The sequence below is a fragment of the Micromonospora sp. IBHARD003 genome, assembly GCF_056106285.1.
In genome coordinates this window covers 2,351,869-2,371,942 of record NZ_JBWBBX010000001.1, presented here as the reverse complement: position 1 = coordinate 2,371,942, position 20,074 = coordinate 2,351,869, and the positions used below count along the sequence as shown (strand labels likewise).

Below are 20,074 nucleotides of genomic sequence, written 5' to 3'. Positions count from 1 at the left end.
CACGCTGCGTTGTCGAATCACCCCAATACGTCCAGTATTGGGGCGACCTCCCCCAGCCTCCGGCCGGGGGTACCCCCACCGCCTTGCGATGCACCGCATCTGACGCCGCGCGCTGGTCTGCCGGGTGTTGCGGGACAGCCTTAGAATTCGCCGGTGAACGCCACTCCGCCCGCTCCTTCCGCAGCGCCCCGGGCCCGCCTCACCGCCGCCCTCGGGGACCTTCTCGAGGGCCTGCCGCAGGGCAGGGTCGCCCAGGCCGTGGACCGGCTGATCGCCAGCTACCGGGGGGAGACGCCGACGGACGCCCCGGTGCTCCGGGACCGTGCGGACGTCGCCGCCTACGCCGCGTACCGCATGCCCGCGACCTTCGAGGCGGTACGGTCCGCCCTCGCCGCGTTCCGCGCCGCGGCCCCCGGCTTCACGCCCGCCACCCACACCGACATCGGCGGCGGTACGGGTGCGGCGAGCTGGGCCGTCGCCGATGCCTGGCCGGAGAGCGCCCACCGCACCACGGTCCTCGACTGGGCGGAGCCCGCACTGGCCCTCGGGCGTGAGCTGGCGGCCGTCTCGGACTCCGCGGCGCTGCGCGGCGCGCAGTGGCGCCGGGCGAGGATCGGCGCGGCGATGGACCTGGAGCCGGTGGACCTGATCACGGTCTCGTACGTGCTGAAGGAGCTCACCGAGAAGGACCGCGCGCGGGTCGTGGAACAGGCCGCCGCCGCGGGGCAGACGGTCCTGATCGTCGAGCCGGGCACTCCCGACGGCTACGCCCGCGTCATCGAGGCTCGCGACCGTCTGATCGCGGCGGGGCTGAGGGTCGCGGCACCCTGCCCGCACAGCGCGGCCTGCCCGATCGTCGCGGGCACCGACTGGTGCCACTTCGCGGCCCGCGTCAGCCGCTCGTCGCTGCACCGCCAGGTCAAGGGCGGCTCACTGGCGTACGAGGACGAGAAGTTCAGCTATGTCGCCGCCACGCGCCTCCCGGCGGACCCGGCCGAGTCCCGGGTGGTCCGCAGGCCACAGATCCGCAAGGGCCAGGTCCTCCTGGACCTGTGCTCGCGGGACGAGACCCTCCACCGCACCACGGTCACCAAGCGCCACGGCGACCTCTACCGTGCGGCCCGCGACACGGGGTGGGGCGCGGGATGGCCCCCCGAGTGATCCCGGTGGGACCGGGGGCACGGGGCGCCTCGCACCCGCACCCCCGACAGGACCCGGCCGCCTGACGGCAGGGCCGTCGGCCACGGCACCCGTGGCGCGGACCGTCAGGCGCGCAGCTCCTGCGTACAGCACTTCACGCTGCCCCCGCCCTTCAGCAGCTCACCCAGATCCGCTCCCACCGGCTCGAAGCCCCGCGCCCGCAGCGGTTCGAACAGTCCCGTCGCGGCCTGCGGGAGGACCACGTGCCGGCCGTCGCTCACCGCGTTGAGGCCCAGCGCCGCCGCGTCCGCCTCACGGGCGATCAGAGCGTCGGGGAAGAGACGGGCGAGGACCGCGCGGCTGCCCGGCGAGAAGGCACCGGGGTAGTACATGATCTCGTCGGCCTCGTCGTCCAGGACGCACAGCGCCGTATCCAGGTGGTAGTACCGCGGGTCCACCAGGTCGAGTCCGATCACCGGCCTGCCGAGGAACTCCTGGGCCTCGTTGTGCGACAGCGGGCTCGACCGGAAGCCCCGGCCCGCGAGGACGAAGGTCGAGGTGACGGCGAAGTCGCCCTCGCCCTCGTTGATGTGCGCCGGCTCGTGGATCTCGGTGAAGCCGTGCGCGCGGAACCACTCCAGATGTGCTTCCGCCTCCGCCTCCCGTTCCCGGTGGGCGAAGCGCGCGCCGAGCACCCGCCCGTCCACGACGGTCGCACCGTTCGCGGCGTACACCATGTCGGGCAGATCGGAGCGCGGTTCCAGCAGTTCCACGGTGTGGCCGAGCGTGAGGTATCGGTCGCGGAGGTCTTCCCACTGGGCCAGTGCCAATGGCAGGTCAACGGGCTTCCCGGGATCCATCCATGGGTTGATGGAGTACGTCACCTCGAAGTGCGTGGGTGGGCACATCAGGTAGCGGCGGGATCTTGCGTCACGAGGCAATGCAGGCTCCTCACGAGCGTCAGTGCAGCGACGCACGGTTGTGCGTGCAGCCATGGTGCGCCGTTCGGGGGCTTTCCGCGTGATCCGAACGGGTGGTTCATCACATGTATGGCTGAACTGCGGCAAGACGAAACGGGGAAGGTGTCGAGACGAAACGTTGCGTTTCGCTGCATGGTAGGTTGCCGCCATGGCAGAGACCAGGGCTCCCGACGCCTCACGCCGCAGCGAACGCTCGCGCCGGGCCATCTACGACGCCGCCCTCTCCCTGGTCGGCGAAGTCGGATACACCAGGACGACCGTCGAGGGCATCGCCGCCCGGGCCGGCGTCGGCAAGCAGACCATCTACCGCTGGTGGCCGTCCAAGGCCGCGGTTCTCCTCGAGGCCTTCCTCGACCTCGGTGAGCAGGCCTCCCAGGGGGAGGCGGGGACCCCGGGGATTCCCGACACCGGCGATCTCGAGACCGACCTCAAGCACGTACTGCGTGCCACCGTCGACGAGTTGAACTCACCCGTGTACGACGCCCCCGCCCGCGCCCTCACCGCCGAGGGCATCGTCGACCCGCAACTGGGCGCGCAGTTCGTCGCGAAGCTCCTCGAGCCCCAGCTCGACCTGTACGTGCGCAGGCTGCGCGCGGCCCAGGACAGCGGCGAGGTGGCGAGCGAGATCGACCCCCGGATCGCCCTGGAACTCCTCACCGGGCCGCTCACCCACCGCTGGCTGCTGCGCACCCTCCCGCTCACCCACGAGTACGCCGACAAGATCGTCGAGTACACGCTCCACGGTCTCGCGCCCCGAGGCTGACCAGGGACCGGTCCACCCGATCGGGGGGTGCGGCCACCTCGCGGGCCCGATGGTGGGACGATGGCAGGGACCACAGGGGGAGAGGCAGAGGTGAGGGGATAGATGGGCGACGGTATCGGCCGCTACCGCGGCACGCGCAGCAGGACGTCCTGGGAGAACCGGCTGCCGCAGTGGCTGCGCAGGCGCGGCCGTGAGGACACCGCCGCCGACGAAGGCTCCGGCCGCCTCGATCTGCTGCTGGCCACCGCCGCCGCCGGACTGCCGCTCGCTCCCGCCGCGTATCCCGCGGGCTTCAGCTGCTCCTGCGAGCGCATCGGCTGTCCCACCCCCGCCCGCCACCCGGTGTCCTTCGCCTGGCAGACCCAGTCCACCCACGACCGCGGCAAGGTCGAGCGCTGGGCGGGCGAGCAGCCCGAGGCGAACTTCATCACCGCCACCGGCATGGTGCACGACGTTCTCGACGTGCCGTGGGAGGCCGGGTGTGCCGCTCTGGAGCGGCTTCTCGCACAGGGCGTCGACGTCGGCCCGGTCGCCGAAGCGGGGGCACCGTCCGGACCGCGCGGCGCGGGCGGGGGACTCGCGTCGCAGGGGGCGGGGGGAGAAGCGCGGATGCTGTTCTTCACCGCCACCCGCGGCACGCCCGAAGAAGAGGACGAGTGGTGGCCCTGTGAGCTGGACTGCCATCCCGAGACGATGGACGAGCACCCCGGGCTGCGCTGGCACAGCCGCGGCAGCTATGTGCTCGTACCGCCCGCACGGCTCCCCGACGATCTGGCCGTCGGCTGGGTGCGCGGCCCCGAGCATCGGCTGCCGGACCCGCTGACCCTGCTCGAGGCCCTCGCGGACGCCTGCGCACGGTACGCGGAGGAAGCGGACGCGCGGGACCACGAACACTCGGTGGCCTGGCCGCTCCACCGCTGACACGAGCCAGTCCGGCATCCTCAGGACCGGTCCTCCGCGCACACCGGCGTCCCGCGGAGGACCGAGGCTCCTCACCTGCCCCGCACCGTGCCCCGGCACCGCTGCGGGGCGTCGTCGTGTCCGCTGTCGCGGGCAGCCGGTGGAAGGGGCCCTATGAGCCCTTCGCCGAGGTCACGCCCTGCAGCCGCCCCAGTATCGTGACCGCGGGCCCCGCCCCGCCGCTCGGAGCGACCTTCGCCGCCTGGCTCGAGATCCACTCCTTGGTGACCGTGTTCTTCACCTCGCCGGTCATCAGCGCCCTGACATCGTCGCTGACCTTGGGCCGATAGCCCTTGGCCGCCGTCTGCCGGTCGAAGTAGCGCGTCGTGAAGAAGACCAGCGCCCCGCCGTCCTCGGTGACCAGACCCATCGGTTCGAACTCACCGCTGTCCAGCGGCTGGTCGACGTACTCCGTGAACAGGCCCGGCCGCCGCTCGTTCTTCTTGCGCAGCTCACGCCACTCGGTCGTGGCCTCGCCCGGGGCGAAACGGTCGGGCTTGCCGCTCTGCAGATACGAGACGTAGTCCTCGCTCAGATCGCGCGGAGCGACCGCCGTCTCGTCCGAGTCCGGAGCCACCGGCTGTGCCCAGCCGTCCTTGTCGGTGCGGAACACCGGGACCTTGCCCCGTTCGACGATGGTCAGATACGAGGCTTCCCACTGCCCGGCGTTGCTGTTCTTCACGAACACCACCAGCCAGCGGGAGTCCCTGTCGCCGCCGTCCACGTCCCGGTTGCTGTCGGTGTCCGCGAGGAACCAGCGCGGCCAGCCCGCCTTCTTGGGGACGTAGTACTTCGCGTCGGTGAGCTCCAGCGGCCGGTGCTGCGGGTTGCCGCTGGGGTTCGTCACACCGCGGGCCCTCAGACCGGCCTGGTTGATCGCCCCGAGTGCGCCCGTCACCTGGCCCGCGTCGAGCGCCGGATCGTAGGCCTTGTCCGCCCGGTTGTACGCGTCCGTGAAATCCCTGAGCGCGAGCGTGGCTTCGGACGTGGTCGCCGCCGGGACGACTTCCAGCTCGCCGTGCACCGTCACGCAGCCGCTCGCCGTCAGCGACAGCACCGTCACCGCCGCGAGCCCCGTCACCACCCGGCTCAGAGGCCGGGCGGACAGGCCGGGCAGCGCCGGGTGCCGATGGCTCTTCGATCCGCCCTGCCTATCCGCGCGACCCAGCGGTCGCACGGACAGACCGGGCGGCGTCGCGGGCCGATGGCTCTCGCCTGGCTGCGTTGTCGTCGTCGCACGCAGCGCCGCTGCGCTCTCCTCCTCCGCCTTGCCAGGCTCGGCCCTCGACCCGCTCCTCGATCCGCCCTGCCTATCCGCGCGACCGCTCAGCGTGCTCATCGGTTGCCTTCTGTTTCTCGACCCCCACTGACCGTCCGAACCCTACCGGGGCGAGGAACAGTGCGAGTGCCGGGATGAGATAGAGCACCCACACCGTGACCTGGAGCACGGTCGGGTCGGGCTGGAAGTTGAGGACGCCCTTCAGCAGGGTGCCGTACCAGCTGTCCGGCGGAATCGTGGCGCTGATGTCGAAGGCCTTGTCGGTCAGACCGCCGAGGAAGCGGGCCTCCTGAAGGTCGTGGACGCCGTAGGCGAGGACGCCGGCGGCCACGACGACCAGCATTCCCCCCGTCCAGGTGAAGAACTTCGCCAGGTTGATCCTCAGCGCACCGTGGTAGAACAGCCAGCCGAGCACGACCGCGGTCGCGATACCGAGCAGCACCCCGGTCAGCGGCGTGGAGGAACCGCCCTGGTCGGCGGCGGCCCGCACCGACGCCCAGACGAACAGGGCCGTCTCCAGGCCTTCGCGGCCCACGGCGAGGAACGCGGTCGCCACCAGCGCGCCCGTGCCCATCTGCAGCGCGGCGTCCAGCTTGGCGCCGAGCTCCGCCTTCAGATGCCGCGCGGTGCGCCGCATCCAGAAGACCATCCAGGTGACCAGGCCGACCGCGACGATCGACAGGGAACCACCGAGCAGCTCCTGCGCCTCGAACGTCAGCTCCTGCGAGCCGAATTCGAGCGCCGCGCCGAAGGCGAGCGACACACCGCACGCGACGCCGATGCCGGCCCAGACCGGCTTCAGGGCGTCACGCCGGTCCGTCTTCACCAGATACGCGACGAGGATGCAGACGACCAGACTGGCCTCGAGACCTTCGCGCAGGCCGATCAGATAGTTGCCGAACACCGGTGGTTCCCTCCCTGGTTACGAGAACAGCGCCCGGCCCCACCAGTCGTCCTTGTCGCGGACGCCCGGCGGGACGGCGAACAGTGCCGAACCCACGTGCTGGATGTACTCGTTGAGGTCGTCCGAAGCGAGATTGCGCTGCACCGGTACGAAGCCCTTGGCGACGTCGCGCTGGTAGGCGAGGAAGAACAGGCCCGCGTCGAGGCGGCCGAGTCCGTCCGTGCCGTCCGTGAACGAATAGCCGCGGCGCAGCAGCCGCGCCCCGCCGGTGGAGTCCGGGTGGGCCAGCCGCACATGCGCGTTCGGCAGCATGGCCGGGAGGAACGGCTCGTCGTGCTCCTTGGCCTTGCCGACCGCCGCGCCTTCGCCCTTGTCGCGGCCGAAGATGTCCTCCTGCTCCTGGAGCGGAGTGCGGTCCCAGGCCTCGATGTTCATCCGGATCCGGCGCGCCACCAGGTACGAGCCCGCGACCATCCAGGCGGGGCCGTCCTTCTCGGACACCCACACATGCTTGTCGAGGGCCGGCTGGTCGGTGCCCGCGATGTTCCGGGTGCCGTCCTTGAAGCCCATCATGTTGCGCGGCGTCTGCTCCTCGGGCGTGGTCGAGGAGGTCTTGCCGAAGCCGAGCTGGGACCAGCGCACCGCGACCTTGCCGAAGCCGATGCGGGCGAGGTTGCGGATGGCGTGCACGGCGACCTGCGGGTCGTCGGCACACGCCTGGACGCACAGATCGCCGCCGCTGCGGGCCGGATCGAGGTTGTCACCGGCGAACGGGGGCAGGTCGATCAGCGCCGCAGGCCTGCGGTCCTTCAGACCGAAGCGGTCGTCGAAGAGCGACGGGCCGAACCCGATGGTGAGGGTGAGCCGGGAGGGCTTCAGACCGAGTGCCTCGCCGGTGTCGTCCGGCGGTGCCTCGGCGAGACCGCCGTAGGCTCCCTCACCGACCGCCTGGCCCGCGGTCATCCGCTCGGCGGCCCGCGTCCAGTCCTTGAGCATCTGGACCAGTTCCGCGCGGTCCTTGGTCTTCACATCGAACGCGGCGAAGTGCAGCCGGTCCTGGACCGCGGTGGCGATACCGGCCTGGTGGGCGCCGCGGAAGGGGACGGCGGCGCCGCTCGCCGCGGCCGGGACGGTCTCGTCGGCGCCGCGCGTCATCGCGGCGGCGGCACCGCCGGCGGCGGCCGCGCCGAGCGCCAGCCCGGCGCCGCCCCAGCCGAGCAGCGCGCGCCGGGAGGGCGTCGTGCCGGACCGGCCCGCCGTGCCCTCCGCGTTCGCCGTGTCTGCGTCGTTGGCCGTTTCCGCGGCGTTTGTGGCGTCCTGGGCTTCGACGCCTGTGGTGTTCGTGGACTCGGACATGGTTGCCTCCCCCTCGCGCCTTCTACTTGACGACCGCGGCGCCGAGCTTGGACAGCGGCTCCGCCAGTGCGTTGACGGCGTCGGAGAGCTCCTTGCGCTGCGCCGGCGTGACCTTGTCGTACGACGTGAAGACGTAGGTGTTCTTGTCCGCGCGGTAGCGGTCGAGCAGCGCGTTCATCGCCGCGAACTGCCGGTCGAGCTCGGCGACCAGCTTCGGGTCGTTCTTCGAGGCCACCGGCTTCAGCAGCTCGAAGGACTTCTGGGCGCCCTCGACGTTCGCCTTGAAGTCGACCAGGTCGGTGTGGGAGTAACGCTCCTCCTCACCGGTGACCTTGCCGGTCGCGACCTCGTCGAGCAGCTCCTTGGCGCCGTTCGCCATCGAGGTGGGGGTGATCTCGGCGGTGCCGACCTTCTTGACCCAGTCCGCGAGGTCCTTGTCGAGGGTGTCGGCGAACGCCTTCTCCTCGGCACCGATCTTCTTGTCCTGCCACAGCGCCTTCTCCAGGCGGTGCCAGCCACCCCACTTCTCGCCCGGCTTCAGGTCGGCGACGCCGTCCTCGCGCAGGTCGACCTTCGGGTCGATGTCGCCGAACGACTCGGCGACCGGCTCGGTGCGCTCCCAGCCGATCCGGGAGTCCGCGTAGAGCTTCTTCGCCGCCTCGATGTCGCCCGCGCGCACGGCGTCCGTGAACGCCTTGGCCTTCGGCAGGGTCTCGTCCGCCTGCTGCTGCACGTACGTGCGGTACTCGGCGACGGCCTTGTCCTTCTCCGGGGAGCGCTTGGCCGCGGTGCCGCCGGTCACCTTGACCTGCTGGCGGATGCCCTCGCCCTTCATCCCGGGCTTGCAGGCGATCGCGTAGTCACCGGCCTTGATCTCGGCGGTGAGACTGGCCTTGGTACCGGGGCCGATGTTCTCGCGCTCGGTGACGATGCGGTCGTCCGGGAAGAGGACGTAGACCTCGGTGACCTTGGAGCCCTTGTTCTCGATGTCCAGCTGGACGTGGCCGGCCGCGAACTCCTTCTTGGACACCTCGCAGGCGTCGTCCTTCGCGGTCACGGTGACGGCGCCGTCGCCGCCCTTGGCGTCGCCCTTCTCGGCGCAGCCGGTCACGGCGGTGAGAGCGGTCACGGCCGCGACGGCGGTGACGACGGAGAGACGGACGGGTCGCATGCATGCTCCACGAGTGAACGGAACGGGGCCCTACGGCGGTGAGGCGGACCTAACTTAACCGAGGCTTACCTGACCGAAAGACATCCGTCCAGTGATTCGCCTCTCATGCGAGAGCCCGAAGCACGGTACGATCACGGATTTTTCATGTCTGCCCCCAGGGAAGGTCAAGCGGGGGTCAAGTGTCCCTTTTGGGCACGACGATCGGCGTCCCGGTCCGCGGATGCCGCAGCACGTCGACCGGTTGCCGGTAGACCGCGCCGAGCAACTCGGCGGACAGCACCCGCTCCGGAGGGCCGTCGGCGGCGATCCGTCCGCCGTCCAGCACCGCCACCCGGTCCGCGTAGGCGGCGGCCAGTCCCAGATCGTGCAGCACGACCACGACCGTGTCGCCCGCCGCCGCCCGCTCGCGGCAGATCCGCAGCACCAGTTCCTGGTGGCGCAGATCCAGCGCGGCGGTCGGTTCGTCGAGCAGCAGCAGCGGTGCCCGCTGGGCGAGTACGCGTGCCAGGGCGACCCGGGCGCGCTCGCCCCCGGACAGCGCGGAGAACGGCCGTGCCGCGAAGCCGGTGGTCTCCGTCAGCGCCATGGCCTCGGCGACCGCCGGATCGTCGTCCGTCTCGAGCGCAGTGCCGGCCCAGGGCGCCCGGCCCATCCGCACCACCTCCTCGACGGCGAACGGGAACGAAAGGCCGGCCGACTGCGGCAGCACGGCGCGGCGCAGCGCGAGTGCCGGTGCCGACCAGCCGGCCGCGGGCCGCCCGCAGATGCGCACCTCGCCCGCGGCGGGGGAGAGGTCCGCCGCGCACGCGGCGAGCAGGGTGGACTTCCCGGCGCCGTTCGGTCCGACGAGGGCCAGCACCTGGCCCGCGCGGGCGACGAGGTCCACGCCGCGAAGCGCCTCGAGCGAGCCCAGGCGTACGTGCAGCCCCCGCACTTCGAGCACGCTGTCGCCGGGGGACGGCGGCGCGGGCAGCTCACGTCCGCGCGGCAGGATCCCTTTCAGGGTGCGGTTCCTCATGCCCAGCCTCCCTGCCGGCGACGGGTGCGGCGCAGCAGCACGAAGAAGAACGGGCTGCCGAACAGCGCCGTCAGCACCCCCAGCGGAAGCTCGGCGGGAGCCGCCGCCGTCCGCGCCGCGAGGTCGCCCGCGAGCAGGACCACGGCACCGCCCAGCGCACTGCCCGGGACCAGGAAGCGGTGCCCCGGCCCGTTCGCCATCCGCAGCAGATGCGGAACGAGCAGCCCCACGAAGGAGACGATGCCCGCCACGGCGACCGCCGCCGCCGTGAGCAGGGCCACGACCAGGATCAGCACGGCCCTCAGCCGCTCCACCCGTACGCCCAGATGACGGGCCGGCCGTTCGCCGAGCGCGAGGAGGTCCAGCTGCCGTGCGTACAACGGTGCGATCAGCAGCCCGATGGCCGCGCACGGCAGGACGGCGATCACTTTCGGCCAAGTCGCCTGCGCCAGCGAGCCGAGCTGCCAGAAGGTGATCTGGGTGATCTGCGCATTGTCGGCGAAGAAGACGAACAGGCCGATCATCGCCCCCGCGAAGGCGTTCACCGCGATACCCGTGAGGATCAGGGTCACCACTTCCGTACGGCCGCCCGACCGTGACATCGCGTACACCAGCGACACCGTGGCCAGACCGGCGGCGAACGCACACACCGTCACCGTCCAGGTGCCGAGGAAGGCCAGCCCGAGCGCGATCGCACCGACGGCCCCGACCGCCGCCCCCGCCGAGATGCCGATGACTCCGGGCTCGGCCAGCGGATTGCCGAACACCCCCTGCATCAGTGCCCCGGCGCAGCCCAGCGAGGCGCCCACGAGCAGGGCCAGCACCACCCGCGGCAGCCGGATGTTCCACAGCACGCTCTCCGCCGCCCGGTCCAGGGCGTGACCGCCGAGCCCGGCCCGGTGCTGTACGGAGGCGACGACGTCGCCGAACGGAAGGTGGTACGCCCCGAGCCCGGCGGACAGCAGGCACAGTGCCAGCAGCGCCCCGGCGAGACCGGCGGTGAGCAGATACGTGTGCGCGCCGCGCCGGGTTCGGGCCTGCTTACCGGGCGCCTCCGGGGCGGCGGGGTCCGCGGCCATCGCCTCCGCTCGCGGTGGTGTCACCGTCATTTCCCGCCCCCGTAGAGCTGCTTGACCAGCGAGCCGAGCACCCGGTCGGTGCGCGGCCCGTAGGTGAGGAGGACACCGTCCTCGACGGAGACGACTCTGCGGTCCATTCCCGCCGGGGTCTCGGCGACACCGGGGAGCTTCACAAGCCCCTCGACGCCGCCCACCGAGGCGAGGCCCTTGTCCATGACGAGCAGTGCGTCCGGTGCGGCCTTGGCGAGCGCCTCACTGGTGAGCGGGGTGAAGTCCTTGGCCAGCCCGGACTCCTTGCCGGCGTCCACCGCTCCGGCAGCCTCCAGCAGCGAACTCGCCCCGGAAGCGGCTCCGCCCAGCAGATAGACGGCCGCGGTGCCGCGCAGATAGAGGAAGGCGACCCGGGGCTTCCCGCCCTTCGCCGGTGCCGGAACGTCCTTGCGCACGGAGGCGATCCGCTGCTCGGTGCGCTTCTTCAGCTCCGCGCCGGAGGGCTTCACGCCCAATGCCGTGGCGACGGTGTCGATCTGCCGGCCCACGTCGTCGAGGCTCTTCGCGGGTTCGACGACGACCAGCGGGATCCCCGCGTCCCGGATCTGGGCGACGGCTTCCGCGGGGCCGGTGGAGGTGTCGGCGAGGACGACCGTCGGCTTCAGCGACAGGACGCTCTCCGCCGAGACGTCGTGGGCGCGGGTCACCACGGGCAGGTCCGCGGCCTGTTCGAAGGTGGCGGTGATGTCCCGGGCCACCACGCGGCCGCCGAGTCCGAGGGTGAAGACGATCTCGCTGAGCGAACCGGTGAGCGGCACGATCCGGTCGGCGGATGTGACGGTGACCCTGGTGCCGTCCGCCGAGCCGACCGTGACGGGCAGCTGCGGCCGTGGCGCGGCCGGGAGCGGCTCGACCCGGTCGGGGGCCGCAGCCGCGGGCCCGGCTCCGGCGGGGCGGGCCGTACCGCCGCAGCCGGTCGCTGCCGACATAAGGGCGAGCGCCAGTACCAGCGCGGTCGCCAGGCGGGATCTGCGCACCGAAGAGCTCCGTCCTGTTGGTCCTTCGTCTGCCATGTGTCTTCAACTTCCCCTTCTCAAGGAGAAATTGAAGGTGTTTCAGGCCGCTTCCGGGACTCTGGACGAGCGAGGGGCTTCCGGTGCGGGCTGGCAGTAGCTTAGGTTAGCCTTACCTTGCCTGCCAGCCCTTGGGGGTTTCTTCATGCTGCCTTGCAGACCGGGCAGACCGGTCCGTGCCCTCGCCGTCGCGCTGCTCGCCGCCCTCGCGGCAGCCCTGCTCCCGGCGACCGCCGCGCACGCCGAGAGCCGCACGATCCAGGGCGGCAGGCTCGACTGGGGCATCAAGTCCTCCTTCCAGAGCTATGTCACGGGCCCCGTCGCCCACGGCAGCTGGAATCTCATCGGGGGCGCGGCCACCGCCGGCGGCAGCCAGTTCCGCTTCCACTCGGCCGAGGGCCGCTACGACCCGGACACGGGAGCGTTCACCTCCGGCTTCTCGGGCGGTGTCCACTTCCTCGGCCACCGGGCGGCGGACGGCAGCCATGCGCTCGACCTCACCATCAGCCGCCCCACCGTCCGTATCAGCGGCGGCAGCGGCACGCTCTACGCCGATATGACCGGCAAGGCCAAGGGCTCGGGCAAGGTCACGACCTCGTCCCAGGTCCCGCTCGCCTCGCTCGACCTCTCCGGTGTCGACATGAGGGGCGGTACGAGTCCCGTCCGCCTCGCGGGCATTCCCGCCACCCTCACCGCCCGGGGTGCGCATGCCTTCGCCGGCTACTACCCCGCGGGCACCGCACTCGACCCGGTGAGCCTGTCCGTCGACGTACGGTCCGCGGCGCCGTCCCGGCAGCCCTCACGGGGGCCCGAGCCGGCACGGACGGAGGGACGGGCCGCAGGAGCCTTCCGGGACGCCGCCGTCGACTGGGGCGTGCGCCGCACCTTCCGCGAGTACGTCACCGGCCCCATCGCCAAGGGGTCCTGGGCCCTCGGCGGCGGCGCCGAGGACGGCGGAGCGCTCTTCCGCTTCCCACGCGGCAAGGGTACGTACGACGCCGGCAAACAGACCCTGGACGCGGCCTTCGCCGGCACCGTCCGCTTCACCGGAACCGGGCTTGATCTGACGCTCGCCCGGATCTCGGTCGCCGTACGCGACGGCAGTGGCACCCTCACCGCCGATGTCACCCGTGACGGCGGCACACAGCGGGGCGTACCGCTCATCACCTTCCCGGCCAAGGGCTTCACACCGAAGTCCGGCCTCGCGGTGCTCAAAGAGGCTCCGGCCACGCTGACCGAGGGCGGCTCCCGGGCGCTCGGCGCGCTGTACAAGGCGGGCACCGTGATGGACCCGGTCTCACTCGCCGTCGCCGTGGACGCGAAGGCGCAGTTGCCCGTCCTGCCGGACCTGGGCAGCGACACCTCCCCGCCCGCACCGAGCGCATCGCCGCCGGGGAACGCGGACACGAAGGCCGCTCCCGCGTCCTCCGTCCCCGGGGCGTCCCCCGACGCCGGCGCTCTGACCGCGATCGGGGCCGGCGCTCTGATCGTCGCCGCGGCCGCCGGATACGCCGTCCACACCGTGCGCCGACGCGGCCGGGCCGCCCGCGCCACCGGTACCGCCGACCACTGAACCCACCACCTCCCCACCACCGAGCCCGACCTGTCACCGAGCATCCGCGGGTCCCGTGTACTCCCGCGCCTGCCCCCGTACCCCTTCTTTCGAGGAGACCACCGACCATGTCCGCCATACGCCCCCTGACACTCGTCTCCGCCGTCGCCACGGCCACGGCCCTCGGCGCCGCCGCACTGGCGCTCCCCGCCATCGCCGCGGAGAAAGCCCCCGGGGCCGCACCCGGCGCACCGGCGCTGGAGCTGAAGGACGGCACCCTGGACTGGGGCTTCAAGGAGTCCTTCCGCAAGTACCTCGTCTCTGCCCACGGCACGATCACCGTGGGGGAGGGGGCCAAGCAGGCAGCGGGCAACGGGGTGTTCACCTTCGTGGACGGCAAGGGCACCTATGACACGGGCACCCACGCCACCGCCAACACCTTCAAGGGCAGCGTCCACTTCACGGCGCACGGCGGCGTCCTCGACATCACGATGTCCGATCTGAAGCTCACCACCAAGGGCTCGGCGACGCCCACCGGTGAGATCACCGCCGATGTCGTCACCAAGAAGCAGGACGGCGGCTTCGACTCGAAGAACGACCTGCCGATAGCCACGCTCGACATGACCGGTGTACGTCCCGGGCAGGGCACGGGCGGCGCCATGGTCTTCAAGGACATCCCGGCCCGGCTGACCAAGGGGGGCGCGGAGGCCTTCTCCGGCTTCTACCAGGAGGGCACCCAGCTCGATCCCGCGACCCTCACCGTCAAGGCCGCGGGCGGCACGCCCCCGAAGCCGGACCCGAGGCCGACGGCGACGTCCAAGCCGACGCCGAAGCCCACGCCCAAGCCCACCGTGAAGCCGACGACGAAGCCGGTGCCGGGCACCTCGTCGCCGGCTGCCGGGACGCCCGGGAAGGCGCACGGCGGCAGACTGACCTGGGGCGTCAAGAAGTCGTGGCGCGGCTACGTCGACGACGCCTGCGGTGGCACCGTCACCGCGTCCGGCGGCGCCACGACGAACGGCTCCGCCTTCGACTTCCGCTTCGGCACGGCCCGTCTCGACTCCTCGGCCCGCACCGTCGACGCCGCGTACGCCGGAAAGGTGCGCTTCGTCTGCGCCGCGCACCGCATCGACTGGACCATCAGCGACGTCAAGGTCAAGGGATCCGGTACGTCCGGCACGCTCGTCGCCGATGTCACCACCGCGAAGGGCACCGCGAACGACGTCACGTTCGCCACGCTCGACCTCACCCGGGCGGACTTCCGCGCCAAGAGCGGCGTCGTCACCCTCGAGAACATCCCGGCCGTGCTCACCAAGGAGGGCGCCGCGCAGTTCGCGGGCCCGAACGGCGAGGCGTTCTACAAGCCGGGCACCCCGATCGACCCGGTGACCGTCGCCCTCACCCTCGACAAGGACGCCGCACTGCCCACCGGCCCCGGTGACGCGGGGACCTCGGCCACCTCCGGGTCCACCGGCGGCGGGTCCACCGCGGGCGGCGGTACGGTCGGTGGCGGCGGGCTCACTGCCGACGGCCATCTCGCCTCCACCGGGGCAGGGGTCCCGGCCGGGGCCCTGCTCGCCTCGTCGGGCGCCGTCGTCGCGGCCGGTGCGGGCGTGGTCCTCGCCGTACGCCGTCGCGCGACCGTCCGTCCCTGACGCTCCGGTGTGACGATCGCCGCTCCGGCCGCTCCCGGCCGAGGGCGGCGATCGCACCCCTCCGGGTGCTTGAATGCCGGAGTGAAGGAACTCGACGTGCTCCAGGTGTTCTGCGCCGGCGACGGCCGGTTCGGCAACTCCCTCGGAGTCGTACGCGACCCGCACCGCTGGCCCGACCGGGAGTCCCGGCAGGCACTCGCGGCCGAACTGGGCTTCAGCGAGACCGTCTTCATCGACGACCCCGAGCGCGGAGTCGTCGACATCTACGCCCCGGGGCTGCGGCTGCCGTTCGCCGGCCATCCGCTCGTCGGGGTCGCCTGGCTGCTGGACCTGGAGACCGTCCAGCCGCCCGCGGGTGAGGTGTGGGCGCGCGACGACGGCGAGTTCACCTGGATCAGCGCACGCGCCGAGTGGGCCCCGCCACGGCTGCTGGAGCAGTACGGCTCGGCGGCCGAGGTCGACGCCCTGCCCGCGCCGCCGCCCGGTGAGGGCTGGCTGTACGCCTGGGCCTGGGAGGACGAGGCCGCCGGGCGGATACGGGCGAGGGCCTTCCCCCGGCGCGACGACATCGTCGTGGAGGACGAGGCGACGGGCGCGGCGGCACTGCTGCTGACCGCCCGGCTCGGGCGCGCACTGAACATCACCCAGGGCCGGGGCTCACAGATCCTGACCGCCCCCGGACCCGACGGCATCGTGGAGATCGGCGGACGGGTCCGCCTGGCGCGGCGCTCGGCCGCACCGACGGGGCGGGCCGACGAGTCCGGTACCTCCGGCCCCATCGCCCGCACGGGCACGGGCACCGGCGAGTCGCGCGTCGCCGCCCGGATCGCCCCCCTGCAGCGCACATCGCGGCCCCGCCTGCCGCACACCGTCACCGCACCCGGGCTGACGGGCTGACGGCCTGACGGGCCGGGCGGGGCCGGATCGCCCGGGCACCTTCCCCGGCCCGTCCGCGTATGAGCACCGCGCACGAGCTATGCGCAGAAGCTCCACGCATGAACTAGGCGCACGAGCTATGCGCTCAGCGGGAACTCCGCCTCCAGCTCCCGGAAGACCGCCCCGTTGAAGGTGAAGGCGCGCTTGCACTCGTCGATGATCCGCTGCTTCTCCAGGTCGTCCGCGTCGACACGGTCCAGCAGCTCCCGGTAAGTCCGCTTGAACGCCGCCGGGTTGGTGATCCGCTCGAAGACGTAGAACCGGACGCCGTCGCCCTTGCGCTCGAAGCCCCAGGTCCGCTCGGCCTTGTCGCGGATGATCTGGCCGCCCGAAAGATCGCCGAGATAGCGGGTGTAGTGGTGGGCCACATAGCCCGCGGGCCAGCCGCGGGCGCACTCCTCCACCCGCTCCGCGTACGCCGCCGTTGCGGGCAGCGCCCGCAGCCCCTCCCGCCAGCCGGGGCCGCGCAGATGGGCCAGATCGCGCTCCAGCTCGGCCGTGCGGAACAGCTCCGGCTGTATGAAAGGACCGGCGACGGGGTCCGCCCGGAGCGACTCGGCCGCGCCCTCGAGTGCCTGGTACACGAACCACAGCTGCTCCGTGTAGCGCGCGAACGCCTCGACTCCCAGCCGACCGCCGAGCAGGTCGCTCATGAAGGTCGAGGTCTCGGCCTCGGTGTGCTGTTCATGCGAGGCGACGCGGATGAGCGTCGAGAAGGGCGTGTCCAGCGTGTCCAAGGCGGACCTCCGGGGGACCGATGGGGACGGGAACAGCTAGGATGCTCCTACTTAGGCTTACCTAAGTCAACTGGTTCCCGACGACCTGTCGGTAAAAAGGTACCCCGCTTCCGGGTCAGGGCAACGTGAGAATGTCGGCTCCCGTCTCGGTCACCACGAGGGTGTGCTCGAACTGCGCCGTGCGCTTGCGGTCCTTCGTCACCACGGTCCAGCCGTCGCCCCACATGTCGTACTCGTGCGTGCCGAGCGTCAGCATGGGCTCGATCGTGAAGGTCATCCCCGGCAGCATGACCGTGGTGGCGTGCGGGCTGTCGTAGTGCGGGATGATCAGCCCGGAGTGGAAGGACGAGTTGATCCCGTGGCCGGTGAAGTCACGCACGACGCCGTAGCCGAACCGTTTCGCGTACGACTCGATGACCCGTCCGATGACATTGACCTGCCGGCCCGGCCTGACCGCCTTGATGGCCCGGTTCAGCGCCTCCCGGGTCCGCTCGACCAGCAGCCGCGACTCCTCGTCGACCTCGCCGCACAGATAGGTGGCGTTGTTGTCGCCGTGCACTCCGTGGATGTACGCCGTGACGTCCAGGTTCACGATGTCGCCGTCGCGCAGCACCGTCGAGTCCGGGATCCCGTGGCAGATCACCTCGTTGACGGAGGAGCACAGGGACTTCGGGAAGCCCCGGTAGCCCAGCGTCGACGGGTACGCCCCGTGGTCGCACATGAACTCGTGCGCGACCCGGTCCAGTTCGTCCGTGGTCACACCGGGGGCGATGAGCTTCGCGGCCTCCTCCATCGCCTGCGCGGCGATGCGGCCCGCGATGCGCATGCCCTCGATCGTTTCGGCATTCTGGATCTCCGGGCCGGTGTACGGCTTCGGCGCGGGCTTCCCGACGTACTCGGGGCGCCGGATGTTTCCGGGTACGGAACGGGTGGGAGAGAGCTCCCCTGGTACGAGCAACGACTGGCCAGACATGCCAGCGAGTCTATCCATGGGCACTGCCACGCCGCCGGGCGCGGAGAGCGGCCCGGTGGGGCAGCATGGCGTCAGAGGAAGGAGCCGACGATGGCCCTGTTCAAGAAGCGCACGGTGGGCAAGCCGGGCGAGTGGTTCTACTGCCTCGAGCACAAGAAGGTCGAGGAAGGCCCCGAGTGCCCGGCCAAGGACCGCTTCGGTCCGTACGCCACGCGCGCGGAGGCGGAGCGCGCGATGGAGACGGCCCGCGAGCGCAACCTGGAATGGGAGACGGACCCCCGCTGGCACGACGCCCCCCAGGGCGAGGACCGGGCCGACTAAGTCGGCCCGACTGCCCGACTGCCCGACTGCCCGATGCCGACACCGGGCGCCCCCTCGGCGCGGGGCGCCCCGCCGGGTCACCAGCGGGGCGGCGGCGGTGCCGTGAGCTGGTCGGCGAGGCGTGAGAGCCGGGCCCGCAGACCGCGCCGGCTGCGGGAGGCCGACGGCAGCCCGTTCTCCCCGGCGGCCGCACTGACCAGGTGCTGGACCGTGTCGAGGTCCACCTCGGCGGACCGGGGGACGGCCAGTGCCTCGTGGGCGAGGCCGCGTACTTCCCGGTCCCCGTCGTCCAGCGACAGCACCGTCGCCCCCGCCCGGCGGGCGTCGTGCACCCGTTCCAGCAGCCCCTCGTCCGGCCGGTGCGGCGCCACCAGCAGCAGCGTCTCACCGCGCCCGGCCGCCTCGACCCGGCTGAGCCCGACTGCCAGATGCGCCGGATCCCCGGCCCGCACCCGGTGCCGCACCAGTGTGGGAGCCAGTGCGGGCTGCCCCGACCAGGCCGCCTCGTCCACGAGATGGGCCGCCAGATGCCAGGGCTCGTAATCGGCCGTGCCCACCAGCAGCAGCCCGCCGCTGTGCGGCACGACGGACGAGCGCAGCACCCCGGCGAAGCGCCGGGCCTCGGCCGGCCATGAGGTCCCGGCGAGGACCTCCCGCAGCAGCGCGACGCGTACGGCATCCATGGCCCGGCATCCTGCCGCACGGACCGGGGCGATGTGGGGCGTACGGCGAAAGCCCACCCCTAGTGCTGTGGCCGGATAGGTTTGCCGGGAAGCTCGCGGCGTCCGGTGCGGTGTATCGCAAGGCGGAGAATCGGCCTTGTACTGGATGTACTCGGGTGATTCGACAACGCAGCGAGACGCCGTGCAGGACACCGCGAGCCGGTGAACCTATCCGGTCACATCACTAGGGGGCTTCTGACGGATCTCCGCGGCGTCGCGACTCCCGGCACGCCCCCACGGCCTTACGGCGTGGGAGGTACCCCCACTCGCCGCACCGGCCGAAAGCCCAAGTACGTGCCAGTACGAGGGCTTCCGGCCGGCACCCCGAGAGCACGCACCGGACGCCGCTCCTTCCTCCACGGAGATCCATCAGAAACCCCCTAGGTCGTGCCTTCCTGGGGGCAGGACCGGGTGTCCCGCCTGCCCGTTCCTGCCGCCGGGCAAGGCTCTAAGGTCGGCACATGACTTCTCACGACAACGCCGCCGCCCCGAAGCCCGCCCCGAAGGACCCCTGGGAGCTCCCCGACGTCTCCGGGCTGGTCGTCGGTGTCCTCGGCGGTACCGGCGACCAGGGCCGCGGCCTCGCCTACCGGCTCGCCCGCGCCGGGCAGAAGGTGATCATCGGCTCGCGGGCCGCCGAGCGCGCCGAGACCGCGGCGGCCGAGCTGGGCCTCGGCATCGAGGGTGCCGAGAACGCCGAATGCGCGCGGCGCAGCGACGTGGTGATCGTCGCCGTGCCGTGGGAGGGCCATGCCAAGACCCTGGAGGCGCTGCAGGAGGTGCTCGCCGGGAAGCTGGTCGTCGACTGCGTCAACCCGCTCGGTTTCGACAAGAAGGGCGCCTACGCGCTGAAGCCGGAGGAGGGCAGCGCCGCCGAGCAGGCCGCCGCCCTGCTGCCCGGGTCCCGTGTCACGGCCGCCTTCCACCACCTCTCGGCCGTCCTGCTGCAGGACGAGTCGATCGAGGAGATCGACACCGATGTGATGGTGCTCGGCGAGTCCCGCGCCGACACCGACCTCGTGCAGGCGCTGGCGGCCCGTATCCCCGGGATGCGCGGTGTCTTCGCGGGCCGGCTGAGGAACGCGCACCAGGTCGAGTCGCTGGTCGCCAATCTGATCTCGGTGAACCGCCGCTACAAGGCCCACGCGGGCCTGCGGGTGACGGACGTCTGATCCGGGTCGGGCGTCGCCCGGACCGGGTCCGGCGCGCCGCGGGCATGGGGGACACTGGTCCCGGACCCGTACGACCGGACAGGAGCCGCCCCCCATGCCCCGCCTCGCCCTCTACGCCCTCGTCATCTGCGCCCTCGCGGTCACCGCGGCGGTCCTGTCCTTCGCCAGGGGCAGCTGGCTGGGGATCGTGTGGGTGCTGCTCGCGGGTGTGTCCTCGAACATGGCGATCTACTACTTCCGCCGTGCGAAGGCGGCACGCGGCGCCTGACCCCGCCGGTGTCCCCGCACGGTC

The 20,074-nt window shown here is 71.9% G+C and carries 20 protein-coding genes; 9 read left to right on the top strand and 11 right to left on the bottom strand.

Annotation, left to right across the window (positions count from 1 at the left end; genetic code table 11):
* Positions 1 to 153 precede the first annotated feature (153 nt).
* Positions 154 to 1,161, top strand: coding sequence for a small ribosomal subunit Rsm22 family protein (locus ACTWOL_RS10505; RefSeq protein ID WP_474296347.1), 1,008 nt, complete (start codon positions 154 to 156; stop codon positions 1,159 to 1,161).
* Positions 1,162 to 1,265: 104 nt separating this feature from the next.
* Here the strand turns inward: ACTWOL_RS10505 and ddaH are convergent, their stop codons facing one another.
* Complete coding sequence (gene ddaH / locus ACTWOL_RS10500; RefSeq protein WP_474296346.1) at positions 1,266 to 2,135, bottom strand: dimethylargininase; 870 nt, start codon at positions 2,133 to 2,135, stop codon at positions 1,266 to 1,268.
* A 133-nt stretch (positions 2,136 to 2,268) separates the two neighbouring features.
* On the opposite strand from ddaH, the gene ACTWOL_RS10495 reads away from it, so the two are divergent.
* Together ACTWOL_RS10495 and ACTWOL_RS10490 are read left to right on the top strand one after the other, a co-directional pair.
* A complete protein-coding gene (locus ACTWOL_RS10495) occupies positions 2,269 to 2,883 on the top strand; it encodes a TetR/AcrR family transcriptional regulator (protein ID WP_474296345.1) in 615 nt (204 codons plus the stop codon).
* 102 nt (positions 2,884 to 2,985) lie between these two features.
* A complete protein-coding gene (locus tag ACTWOL_RS10490) occupies positions 2,986 to 3,804 on the top strand; it encodes a bifunctional DNA primase/polymerase (protein ID WP_474296344.1) in 819 nt (272 codons plus the stop codon).
* Between the two features lie 151 nt (positions 3,805 to 3,955).
* Here the strand turns inward: ACTWOL_RS10490 and ACTWOL_RS10485 are convergent, their stop codons facing one another.
* The 7 genes from ACTWOL_RS10485 to ACTWOL_RS10455 form a co-directional block, all read right to left on the bottom strand.
* Positions 3,956 to 5,182: an SCO2278 family lipoprotein gene (locus tag ACTWOL_RS10485; RefSeq protein WP_474296343.1), complete on the bottom strand. Its 1,227-nt coding sequence runs from the start codon at positions 5,180 to 5,182 to the stop codon at positions 3,956 to 3,958.
* The gene (gene efeU, locus ACTWOL_RS10480; protein WP_474296342.1) at positions 5,154 to 6,026 is read right to left on the bottom strand and encodes an iron uptake transporter permease EfeU; all 873 of its coding nucleotides are present in this window, start codon (positions 6,024 to 6,026) and stop codon (positions 5,154 to 5,156) included. The genes ACTWOL_RS10485 and efeU overlap by 29 nt, the downstream gene beginning before the upstream one ends.
* An 18-nt stretch (positions 6,027 to 6,044) precedes the next feature.
* Positions 6,045 to 7,382, bottom strand: coding sequence for an iron uptake transporter deferrochelatase/peroxidase subunit (gene efeB / locus ACTWOL_RS10475; RefSeq protein ID WP_474296341.1), 1,338 nt, complete (start codon positions 7,380 to 7,382; stop codon positions 6,045 to 6,047).
* Between the two features lie 22 nt (positions 7,383 to 7,404).
* Entirely contained in the window at positions 7,405 to 8,553 is a 1,149-nt protein-coding gene (gene efeO / locus ACTWOL_RS10470) for an iron uptake system protein EfeO (RefSeq protein ID WP_474296340.1), read from the bottom strand.
* Between the two features lie 175 nt (positions 8,554 to 8,728).
* A complete protein-coding gene (locus ACTWOL_RS10465) occupies positions 8,729 to 9,571 on the bottom strand; it encodes a heme ABC transporter ATP-binding protein (RefSeq protein ID WP_474296339.1) in 843 nt (280 codons plus the stop codon).
* Positions 9,568 to 10,674: a FecCD family ABC transporter permease gene (locus ACTWOL_RS10460; protein WP_474296338.1), complete on the bottom strand. Its 1,107-nt coding sequence runs from the start codon at positions 10,672 to 10,674 to the stop codon at positions 9,568 to 9,570. The genes ACTWOL_RS10465 and ACTWOL_RS10460 overlap by 4 nt, the downstream gene beginning before the upstream one ends.
* A gap of 2 nt (positions 10,675 to 10,676) precedes the next feature.
* A complete protein-coding gene (locus ACTWOL_RS10455; protein ID WP_474296337.1) occupies positions 10,677 to 11,678 on the bottom strand; it encodes a heme/hemin ABC transporter substrate-binding protein in 1,002 nt (333 codons plus the stop codon).
* 181 nt (positions 11,679 to 11,859) lie between these two features.
* On the opposite strand from ACTWOL_RS10455, the gene ACTWOL_RS10450 reads away from it, so the two are divergent.
* From ACTWOL_RS10450 to ACTWOL_RS10440, 3 genes are all read left to right on the top strand, one after another.
* Positions 11,860 to 13,287 carry an HtaA domain-containing protein gene (locus tag ACTWOL_RS10450; protein WP_474296336.1) on the top strand — a complete coding sequence of 476 codons (1,428 nt, stop codon included), beginning with the start codon at positions 11,860 to 11,862 and terminating at the stop codon, positions 13,285 to 13,287.
* 107 nt (positions 13,288 to 13,394) lie between these two features.
* Positions 13,395 to 14,921, top strand: coding sequence for an HtaA domain-containing protein (locus ACTWOL_RS10445; RefSeq protein WP_474296335.1), 1,527 nt, complete (start codon positions 13,395 to 13,397; stop codon positions 14,919 to 14,921).
* A gap of 81 nt (positions 14,922 to 15,002) precedes the next feature.
* On the top strand, positions 15,003 to 15,818 hold the full coding sequence (locus ACTWOL_RS10440; RefSeq protein ID WP_474296334.1) for a PhzF family phenazine biosynthesis protein: 816 nt from the start codon (positions 15,003 to 15,005) through the stop codon (positions 15,816 to 15,818).
* A 116-nt stretch (positions 15,819 to 15,934) separates the two neighbouring features.
* Here ACTWOL_RS10440 and ACTWOL_RS10435 read toward each other — a convergent pair whose 3' ends face one another.
* Both ACTWOL_RS10435 and map read right to left on the bottom strand, forming a co-directional pair.
* Positions 15,935 to 16,594 carry a biliverdin-producing heme oxygenase gene (locus ACTWOL_RS10435; RefSeq protein ID WP_474296333.1) on the bottom strand — a complete coding sequence of 220 codons (660 nt, stop codon included), beginning with the start codon at positions 16,592 to 16,594 and terminating at the stop codon, positions 15,935 to 15,937.
* A 115-nt stretch (positions 16,595 to 16,709) separates the two neighbouring features.
* Entirely contained in the window at positions 16,710 to 17,567 is an 858-nt protein-coding gene (gene map, locus ACTWOL_RS10430; protein ID WP_474296332.1) for a type I methionyl aminopeptidase, read from the bottom strand.
* A gap of 90 nt (positions 17,568 to 17,657) precedes the next feature.
* Here map and ACTWOL_RS10425 point away from each other — a divergent pair, with 90 nt between their 5' ends.
* A complete protein-coding gene (locus tag ACTWOL_RS10425) occupies positions 17,658 to 17,888 on the top strand; it encodes a hypothetical protein (protein WP_474296331.1) in 231 nt (76 codons plus the stop codon).
* A 77-nt stretch (positions 17,889 to 17,965) separates the two neighbouring features.
* Here the strand turns inward: ACTWOL_RS10425 and ACTWOL_RS10420 are convergent, their stop codons facing one another.
* Positions 17,966 to 18,571 (bottom strand): hypothetical protein, encoded by a 606-nt coding sequence (locus ACTWOL_RS10420; RefSeq protein WP_474296330.1) that lies wholly within the window; start codon positions 18,569 to 18,571, stop codon positions 17,966 to 17,968.
* A 500-nt stretch (positions 18,572 to 19,071) separates the two neighbouring features.
* Between ACTWOL_RS10420 and npdG the strand changes: the two genes are divergently transcribed.
* Together npdG and ACTWOL_RS10410 are read left to right on the top strand one after the other, a co-directional pair.
* Positions 19,072 to 19,782: an NADPH-dependent F420 reductase gene (gene npdG / locus ACTWOL_RS10415; RefSeq protein WP_474296329.1), complete on the top strand. Its 711-nt coding sequence runs from the start codon at positions 19,072 to 19,074 to the stop codon at positions 19,780 to 19,782.
* Positions 19,783 to 19,876: 94 nt separating this feature from the next.
* Positions 19,877 to 20,050: a hypothetical protein gene (locus ACTWOL_RS10410; RefSeq protein WP_474296328.1), complete on the top strand. Its 174-nt coding sequence runs from the start codon at positions 19,877 to 19,879 to the stop codon at positions 20,048 to 20,050.
* The last annotated feature ends 24 nt before the right edge of the window (positions 20,051 to 20,074 follow it).

Excerpts from the sequence above, each read along its gene's own strand:
- map (WP_474296332.1), bottom strand. The coding sequence starts at position 17,567 with ATGTCTGGCCAGTCGTTGCTCGTACCAGGGGAGCTCTCTCCCACCCGT.
- ACTWOL_RS10490 (WP_474296344.1), top strand. The coding sequence starts at position 2,986 with ATGGGCGACGGTATCGGCCGCTACCGCGGCACGCGCAGCAGGACGTCC.
- ddaH (WP_474296346.1), bottom strand. The coding sequence starts at position 2,135 with ATGGCTGCACGCACAACCGTGCGTCGCTGCACTGACGCTCGTGAGGAG.
- npdG (WP_474296329.1), top strand. The coding sequence starts at position 19,072 with ATGACTTCTCACGACAACGCCGCCGCCCCGAAGCCCGCCCCGAAGGAC.
- efeO (WP_474296340.1), bottom strand. The coding sequence starts at position 8,553 with ATGCGACCCGTCCGTCTCTCCGTCGTCACCGCCGTCGCGGCCGTGACC.
- efeB (WP_474296341.1), bottom strand. The coding sequence starts at position 7,382 with ATGTCCGAGTCCACGAACACCACAGGCGTCGAAGCCCAGGACGCCACA.
- ACTWOL_RS10410 (WP_474296328.1), top strand. The coding sequence starts at position 19,877 with ATGCCCCGCCTCGCCCTCTACGCCCTCGTCATCTGCGCCCTCGCGGTC.
- ACTWOL_RS10420 (WP_474296330.1), bottom strand. The coding sequence starts at position 18,571 with ATGGATGCCGTACGCGTCGCGCTGCTGCGGGAGGTCCTCGCCGGGACC.
- ACTWOL_RS10450 (WP_474296336.1), top strand. The coding sequence starts at position 11,860 with ATGCTGCCTTGCAGACCGGGCAGACCGGTCCGTGCCCTCGCCGTCGCG.
- ACTWOL_RS10425 (WP_474296331.1), top strand. The coding sequence starts at position 17,658 with ATGGCCCTGTTCAAGAAGCGCACGGTGGGCAAGCCGGGCGAGTGGTTC.
- ACTWOL_RS10485 (WP_474296343.1), bottom strand. The coding sequence starts at position 5,182 with ATGAGCACGCTGAGCGGTCGCGCGGATAGGCAGGGCGGATCGAGGAGC.
- ACTWOL_RS10495 (WP_474296345.1), top strand. The coding sequence starts at position 2,269 with ATGGCAGAGACCAGGGCTCCCGACGCCTCACGCCGCAGCGAACGCTCG.
- ACTWOL_RS10445 (WP_474296335.1), top strand. The coding sequence starts at position 13,395 with ATGTCCGCCATACGCCCCCTGACACTCGTCTCCGCCGTCGCCACGGCC.
- ACTWOL_RS10465 (WP_474296339.1), bottom strand. The coding sequence starts at position 9,571 with ATGAGGAACCGCACCCTGAAAGGGATCCTGCCGCGCGGACGTGAGCTG.